Origin of the sequence: Paenibacillus sp. NRS-1782 (assembly GCF_050467685.1) — a bacterium.
Lineage (GTDB): Bacteria > Bacillota > Bacilli > Paenibacillales > Paenibacillaceae > Paenibacillus > Paenibacillus terrae_A.
In genome coordinates this window covers 1-8357 of record NZ_JBITPH010000110.1, presented here as the reverse complement: position 1 = coordinate 8357, position 8357 = coordinate 1, and the positions used below count along the sequence as shown (strand labels likewise).

Below are 8357 nucleotides of genomic sequence, written 5' to 3'. Positions count from 1 at the left end.
TGACGGAGCGAAAGCAATTCACGTGCTTTGACATCCAGCTTTTTGTAGGGTGTAAACGACTTGGCTTCATTGCTTGTCTGCTTGGGAATAGCCTGTACGGATGGAGCGGGTGCTAATGCAGCCGCGACCTCCTGCTTGGATTCGGTACGGATAATCTCGGCGTTTCCTCTACTTGCTGATGGCAAAACGCCGGATTCAGGGCTAAATGCCTCGGAAGCTATTACGGATGCAGAGGGCTGATGCCGGAGAACATCAAGCTGCTGTGACATCAGATGTAGCTGTTGCTCCAAAATTCGCTCTACACCCGCAGGAGCTGTAGAGATTGGGAAGCTTTGAGCCCGTGTTTGCCCAGCCGTATCTATACCATAAACGGATGCGGCAGCCGGAACGCCGGATTCATGATACAGTTGGGTTAACGGGGAAGCTGTATGAACAGCCTGATTCAGAGTGGTATCCGGACGATTTTCCACAGACTGAATCGGGGCTTCAGCAGAAGTGGAAATGCTCACCCGTTCGGCTACGTAGCTGGCTAACAGCTCCAGCGTGGTCAACGATTCGAAAAATTCGTTCATCGGAACGTCCAGTCCGAATGTATCCTTGATGCTGTGGCGAACCTGGGACAAATTAATGGAATCCAGCCCAAGCTCCAGAAAATGTGTTTGTGGCTCCAGTTCCTCCAGACTGAGCTGGGACACGTTACCGATCATTTTTGCTAATTTTTGAAGGATAGATGATTTGTGCTGATTGGTAGCCAATGCTGACACCGAATACTCGTTCCCCATAATTCCAGTCTCTCTTACTGTTGAGTTTTCATGAACGGGTGCCTTCTGTTCCTTTCGAACCTGTTCGGGCACGTTAATCCAGCATCTTTTCCGTTCGAATGGATACGTAGGCAGAGAAACCTTTTTGTAGTGGTTACCTGCATATAGGGTACTCCAATTGATCTGCGCTCCCTGCACATACTTGGCAGCCAGTTGCTCCAGTGATTGCAACGTGTCCAAGCTTCCATTGGCCGTCTCTGCGCCACCTGTGCTATCCGCTTTCCCGGTGTATACACCTTCGACGGCTCTGCCTTGTTCGTGCAACTGAAGCACCCTTGCTTTCAGCACATCCGCTCCTGCGGCAGTCACCGCAATCCGGTGATTAAGGTGGCTTCTGCCTGTGTTAGCCGTATAGCATACATCCTGCATCACGAGTTCTTCCGCCCGTCTGAACCGTTCTGCGTACCGCCCGACCAGCTCGCGCAAAGCGGATTCACTCCGCGCTGACAAGGTCAGCAGCAGCGGTGATGATCCATTGTTGCTGGCCCTGTAGGATTTATCCGATTCCGTCTTTGATATATATTCCTCCAGCACCACATGGCAGTTTGTTCCACTGAATCCAAAGGAACTCAGCCCGCTTCTTCTCGGGAAGCCGTTCGTCTTCCATTCCCTCAGCTTCGTATTGGCATATACCGGAGATTCCTCGAAATGGATCTTCTGGTTTGGCGTGCGAAAATGAACGAGCGGCGCAATTTTTTGATGCTTCATGGACAGTACGGATTTGATCAAGCCCGCGATCCCGGCGGCTTCGTATAAGTGTCCGATATTCGTCTTGACTGTGCTGATCGCCACGAACTGTTTGCGCTGTGTATGCTTGCGGAAAGCCTTGGTAATGCCGTCAATCTCGACCGGATCGCCCAGCTTGGTTCCGGTTCCATGCACTTCGATATAGCTAACTGTTTCTGGATCAATCTGTGCATCGTGCCACGCCTGCAAAATTACTTCCGCCTGAGCGAGCGCATTCGGCGCGGAAATACCAATCGTACTGCCATCCTGATTGATGGCACTTCCCTTGATCACAGCCAAAATGTTGTCACCGTCTTGCTCCGCTTTACGCAGCGGCTTCAGGAAAACCGCTCCAGCGCCTTCGCCCCAGCCTGTTCCATCCGACTGATCGTCGAAGGCGCGTGCCCGATCATCGGAGGATTCCATGCCTATACCCGCTTTCAGCGGAAGCAAAATCGTCTTCACTCCACCTGCCAGTGCCATATCGCAGTCTCCATTGAGGATGGACTTGCATGCCAGATGTACTGCAACGAGTGAGGAAGAGCATGCTGTATCAATCGTTAACGCCGGGCCTTTTAGATCGAGCAAATACGCAATTCGGCTGGAAATAATGGACGATAAATTACCAATGGCAAAGTTCGGCAGCGCACCCGGTTCCACCTCGGACAGCAGGCGCTCGTATTCGAAGCTGGTTTTGGAGAAGCCAACATACACACCAACCTTTTGGCCTGCCAGCTGCGTGCCACCATACCCCGCATCCTCAATCGTGCTCCAGGCGGTTTGTAGAAATAGCCGTTGATTTGGGTCCATTAGCGAGGCTTCCCGTGGAGTCAGCTTAAAGAAGGAGTAATCGAACTTGTCTATTTCGTCCAAATAGCCACCTTCTGCGATTTGCATATTCCGTCCTTCTGTATTCAGACGGGAAATGAAAGCTTCGGCATCTTTTCTTCTTTCATCGCTGTACGGACCGATATTGTCTGCCCCTGATGACACATTCGCCCAAAACTGCTCCAGTGTATCCGCTTGAGGAAACTTGCCGGACATGCCAATGATGGCGATATCCCGGTCATTCGCTGCCTCCTTGGCCTCGGGCTGTGTTGTTGCAGTCGCGTCACTGCTTAGGCTTTGACTGGAGATATACGAAGCCAGCTTGGCGATGGTCGGATAGGAAAAGAAGTCCGTCACCTCAATATGAATCCCTAATTGGTCCTCCAACTGGTCCACAATTTGAACGAGCTGCAAGGAAGTCACTCCGATATCAAAGTAGCTGTCATCTGTTCCAATCGACTTTACATTTAAAATATCCTGGCAGATTCCAATCAGCTTTTGTTTTATTTGTCCTTGAGGCAGGACTACACGCTCAGTTGCCTGAGCGATTTGAGTAGCCTCGGCCAGTGATGTCAATATTCCATCAAATTCACCCTGCTCATAATTCTGGGCTAATTTGAAGCGCTGAACCTTCCCGCTGGTTGTTTTAGGGATACGTCGAATCGGAACTACATCCTGAATATTCCAGCCTCCCCGGTAGTTCAGATGGCTTTTCAGCTTTTGAACTAGCGGCACAAAATGCTCTATCTTTTTCGTGTGCATCACAAAAACAACAATACGATCCTGCCTAGTTTGCGCATCATGGACACCACACACCGCTACTTTTCCGAGATCCACGCCATCCAACTCCTCGGCAGTTCTCTCGATGTCATGCGGATAAACGTTCTGGCCGTTCACGAAAATGATATCCTTGGCTCTACCAGTAATAACCAGGCGGCCATTTCTCATAAACCCTAAATCTCCGGTGATGAGCCAGCCATCCTCTGTTTTGACCTTCGCGGTAGCCTCTGGGTTGTTGTAATATCCAGCAGTCACATTTTTGCCCCGGATTTGCGTGTGTCCAATCACACCATCTTCCAGCACTCGATTTTGTCCATCGCAAATGCGGACAGAGGTGCTGGCCATCGGATACCCCAAATCCACAAAAGTAAGACACCGCTTGTCGGATTTGTCTACTTCTTCTATGGGTTCACCTACGTGTAACTGCTGCCGATTCAAATAAAGCGGAATAAAATTATCTTTGTCCAGAGGGGGAGTGGAAACTCCCACGCTCGCCTCTGCCAGTCCATAGACAGGAAACATCACATTTTTATTCAAGCCGTGAACACTCATCGCATCCATAAACACATGGCAAAGCTCTACAGATATCGGCTCAGCCCCATTTAAAATCATACGTACGCTTGACAAATCCCAGTTATCCGCTGTTTCAGGTTTGTACTGATCGAGAAAAAATTTATATCCAAAATTGGGAGAGCATATTTGGGTCACCTTATGCTCCGATACTTTTTTTAGCCATAAAGACGGGCGTCGGATAAAAAGTGCCGTTGGCATAATCAGCTGCTTGGCATTAGCGACCACACAGGTTAAATGAAAGGCGATCAATCCCAGATCATGCGTAAGCGGCATCCAACCCAAATAAGCATCCTTGGAGCTCATGCCCGTTTGATTTGCGACATCCCGAATATTGTAAACCAGATTTTCATGTGTCAGCATGACCCCTTTAGGATCACCTGTAGAGCCTGAGGAAAATTGGATAAAAGCCAAATCCTCCGGTTTGGATGCATGAACTACACCTTTATTCAGACCGGAATAGTCTAATGCATGGCTTGAAAAAGTTGCTTTTTTAACAGGCTCAAAGGAATCCAGCAGTTCGTGCTGATGCGCGTACTTTTCCAGTTGTTCCAAAACCTTGTCATCCGCAACCATATAAGGGCGGGAGAGCGTATTCCAGATTTTAAACAGTTTCATTTTATGTTCATCATTATTCCCGATGCTTACAGGAACAGGAACGATTCCACCGAGCAGGCAGCCCCAAAATACATTTACAAAGGTATGATTGTCGTCGATCTGCATGATCAGCTCATCGCCAGATTGTATCCCTTTTTCCTGTAATGCATGAAGCACCTGCGATGCTTGCTCCAGAAGTTTACTGTAGGACACATATTCCTCTTGCTTATCACCGGAAATAAAGGTGATCCCGTTCTCATCCCGGCTTGCACGGTCTTGAATGATTTCAATTAAAGTTTGAAACTGCTCCATCCTGATCCCTCCTTAATTGCTCTAGCATTACTTTCTGCTCTCCTTCGGAGACCCGTTTGGTTTGCAACACCCGGCGAATACACCCCAGTATTTCCTGTCTTTGCTCAGAAGCAGGTGGTGGACTGCTGTCTGATTCTGAGTTTCGCAGTAATTCTTCCAGTTTCCGAACAGGTAAAATAACACCTTTTCGATACTCATCTTCATTCCAATTGGCATTGGGGGTAGACACCGCCAGCGACAGGGAACGGGCAATCCAATCACGGATCGAGAAACGGCGTTCCAGTTCAACTCGATCCAGGTCTCTGTCTAGGGAAAGCACTTCAATAGTGGTGTTTATTTCTTTCGCCAAATTTTTCAGCACTGTCCGTGGGCCTAGCTCAATGCCTTGCTCCACGCCATGATTCGCCATATACTGCATGGTTTGTATCCATCGAACCGGGTGAGTCATTTGCAAAATCAATCCTTGACGGATGCTGTCTACATCGGAGTATGGCTGAGCGGTCACATTCGAGATCACGGACCACTGCGCTTCATGGAAAGTGTATTTTTGCAGCTCAATGGTCAGCCTGTCCGCAGCATGCTGCATAAGCGGACTATGAAAAGGACCGCTAACCTGCAAGCGAGTAATTTGGGCCCCCCGCTGTTCTAACTTGCCAGCTACCACAGCTACCGACGTATGATGACCAGAGACGACATACTGATTGGGCGAATTGTAACAGGCAATGACAGCAGGCTGATCGACTGTGGAGTGCAGACGACAGAATTCTTCCACGAAGTTCAATTCAGCTCCGCGAATGGCAATCATGCTGCCCAGACCGGCCTCTGCGGCTGCTTCCATGAAGCGCCCCCGCTCTTGTACCAGTCGTAAAGCGTCGCCAAAGGACAGAACACTGCTACTTACCAGAGCTGAATATTCACCCAGGCTATGACCTGCTGAAAATTCCGGAATAATCCCAATTTCGTGCATATAACGTCGGAATGCAATGACGCTGATCGTAAGAAGTGCCGGCTGAGTATAGAATGTCCTGGATAATTGGGTGATCGGACCTACCATGCATAGAGCTTTCAGATCATATCCCAAAATATCAGCAGCCTCTTCAAACAAGCGATCCGCTTCTGTAAAATCGCTATGCCATGCGGCTCCCATTTCTACATACTGAGATCCTTGTCCTGGAAAAACCAAAGCCATGCGATTCATACCAAACCCCTTTCCTCTCCACAAAGATGTGGCAAAACAAAAATGTTTTTACGATTCGGGTGTTAATGTACATATGCATGGAGATACCGAGATGTAAAGATAGATGCAGCAAAAAGCAACAAAACGGATTGCCAAAAAACAGTAATCGACATTGTAAAAGTGAATTGGTTATGGAGTTCCATTCGTGCTGTAATTGAGATCAAAAGTCAGGTGTGTGAATAGACTTGGAAGTGTAAAAAACCTTGGAGTATGCTGAAATTTCAGGCCATAAACTATGCCCTTTTGGTGGACGAATCCAAATGCTGATGCGGGTCACTCAAAACAATTCCTCCTCGAATCTTCGGACCCCTACAAAATTTGAAATACATTAATCCGATTAAGTTTATGGGATTTAATTGATATAAAAGTCGCGTTACTCATTTTACTTGTCTCTGTCAATTTGCTTGTATTTTAAAAAAACCCTCCCTTGGTCGTCATGGGCCCGAAAGCAACCGTTACATCAGCTACTTTCATGAGAGAGGGGAATTGATAAGGTTTTATTTTAGTTAAAAAGTATATCTTCAGTTCTTTACTGCGGTATGATCAGATCCGAAAGAACCTTTTCATTTGCAGCTTGAAAGAGTCGGTAAATTTCCTCGCAATCTTCCTCATACGGAAGGGACAGAGAGATTTTTAGAACACTTGCCGTATATGCAGACTCGAAGAAAATGGCTTTGCTTCCATTAGCATCTTTTTTCGGCCTATTCAAAGTACTGAGCAACTTCGAGTCTTCCTGCATTTTACCCAAGTAGTTAAACACAATAGGTAATTGTTCAAAATTCTTTTTTAGAATGCTGCTTGATTGCGGGTAAACTGATTTCATTTCTTCGTTAAAAATCAAATTAAAGAAATTCAAATGGTGATTTGCAGCAACATCCAAGGGTTTTTGAATAACGTTTTCATAGGATATCTCCTCTTCCTTCTGGAGCAAAACAGGAATATGGTCAATATATTCTCCCAGTGACCCAAAGTAGTTTCGATCCCCATACTGTCGTCCATACTGCGTTAACCATAATGGAACTTCTGTCTGTTCAAAGTAACTGCTAAAGAACTGAAATCCCATTTGCAACGAAATATTCGATAGGTTTGTAGCACCGTCCTGTTTTGGAATATCATGCAGCTTCAGTTCCCAAATAAATGAGGTGGATTCTGCATAGTTACACTCCCGGGTTCTTGCATGGATTCGACTATTGTTGTTGTCAAACGCTTGGAGCTTAAATTGCTCCACAATCTGCGGATCGCTGAGTCCTTGCGGACCTTGGCGGATATGATCGACATAATCGTGATAATGGAATGTTTTAACTGTCTGACTCTGCTGTGTATGATCGTATTCCTCCAGAAGCTGATTATGCAGAACGACACTGCTCGTAGCATCAAAAATGATGTGTGAGCATGGCAGCAGCAGCAAATATTCCCGCAAATTCAAGCGAACCAGCACCATCCGGTATTGCAGAGCTTGTTTCTGCTCATATGGTTCAAAATAAAGATTCGACATGATGGATGGAAGAAGCTGCTGTTGTGTCTGCACCGGATAGACTGAAAGATCCACACAAGGCAATGAAATATGTTCCGGTGTTGGCCGTACTTCCCATTCCCAGATTCCATTCGATTGTGCAAGCACACTTCTCAGTAATTCATGGCGATGAATTAACTGCCGAACCGCTGTGGACAGACGTTCCACATCCACGTATTGGTCCAGCCGCACCACAGTACCCGAGGGAGCAGCGTGCATCAAATGGTAATGCTGAGCAGGTGCCAGCGGGAAACGATGGATAGCCTCTGAGCTGAGTAGATGCTCATCCCAGCGAGCATTCATTTCAGCGATTTTTAAAATCCATTCTTCAGACTCAGACTGACATTGATGATTGTTTGCCTGTTCCTCGTCTGTTTGCTCCAGCTCTGTGTACCCTGTTCTAACCCGTTGGCTGGCGTCTTCCTCACCCATCGGAACGATATAATGAGGGTGCAGCTCGGAATGAATATGAGACGAAATTCCCGTGGTTATTTCATCCACCTGATCTGACCGGAACGGATATACATGTAAAAATAAATAGTCGCGCTCATCGTTGGGTACGAATTGAAGCATAGCCTGTACTATAAAGGTTTCGCTAATCCATTGTTCAGCTGCCGTTACATCTGTAAGCCATGAAGTATCTTGCTTGGTGACAACTTTATCAAGGGATAACCGGTCAGACAAGCTTCGAATGGTTTGATGTTGCAACACTTGATGTACGCCTAATGGAATTCCTGATTCCTGTGCTTTGGAGACGAGCTGAATGGCCTTTAAAGAATGACCTCCAAGTTCAAAGAAGTTCTCGTCGATACTTACCTTTTCTACCCCAAGCACCGTCTGCCAAAGATTCGCCAATTGTTGCTCCATTTCATTTCTTGGAGCAAAGTAGGCTATATCCAAGCTACTTGCCCATTCCGGCAATGGCAGTGGCAGGGCCTTACGGTCGATTTTGCCATTCGGTGTCAGTGGCATG

At 47.1% G+C, this 8357-nt stretch carries 3 protein-coding genes; all 3 read right to left on the bottom strand.

What is annotated here, in order from left to right; all coding sequences use genetic code 11:
- Positions 1-4634, bottom strand: a 4634-nt coding sequence (locus ACIFQM_RS24865) for a beta-ketoacyl synthase N-terminal-like domain-containing protein (RefSeq protein ID WP_430044352.1), incomplete at its 3' end; no start/stop codon positions are given.
- Complete coding sequence (gene fabD, locus ACIFQM_RS24860) at positions 4609-5832, bottom strand: ACP S-malonyltransferase (RefSeq protein ID WP_430044354.1); 1224 nt, start codon at positions 5830-5832, stop codon at positions 4609-4611. The genes ACIFQM_RS24865 and fabD, both read right to left, overlap by 26 nt.
- Positions 5833-6400: 568 nt before the next feature.
- Positions 6401-8357, bottom strand: a 1957-nt coding sequence (locus tag ACIFQM_RS24855; RefSeq protein WP_430066405.1) for a condensation domain-containing protein, incomplete at its 5' end; no start/stop codon positions are given.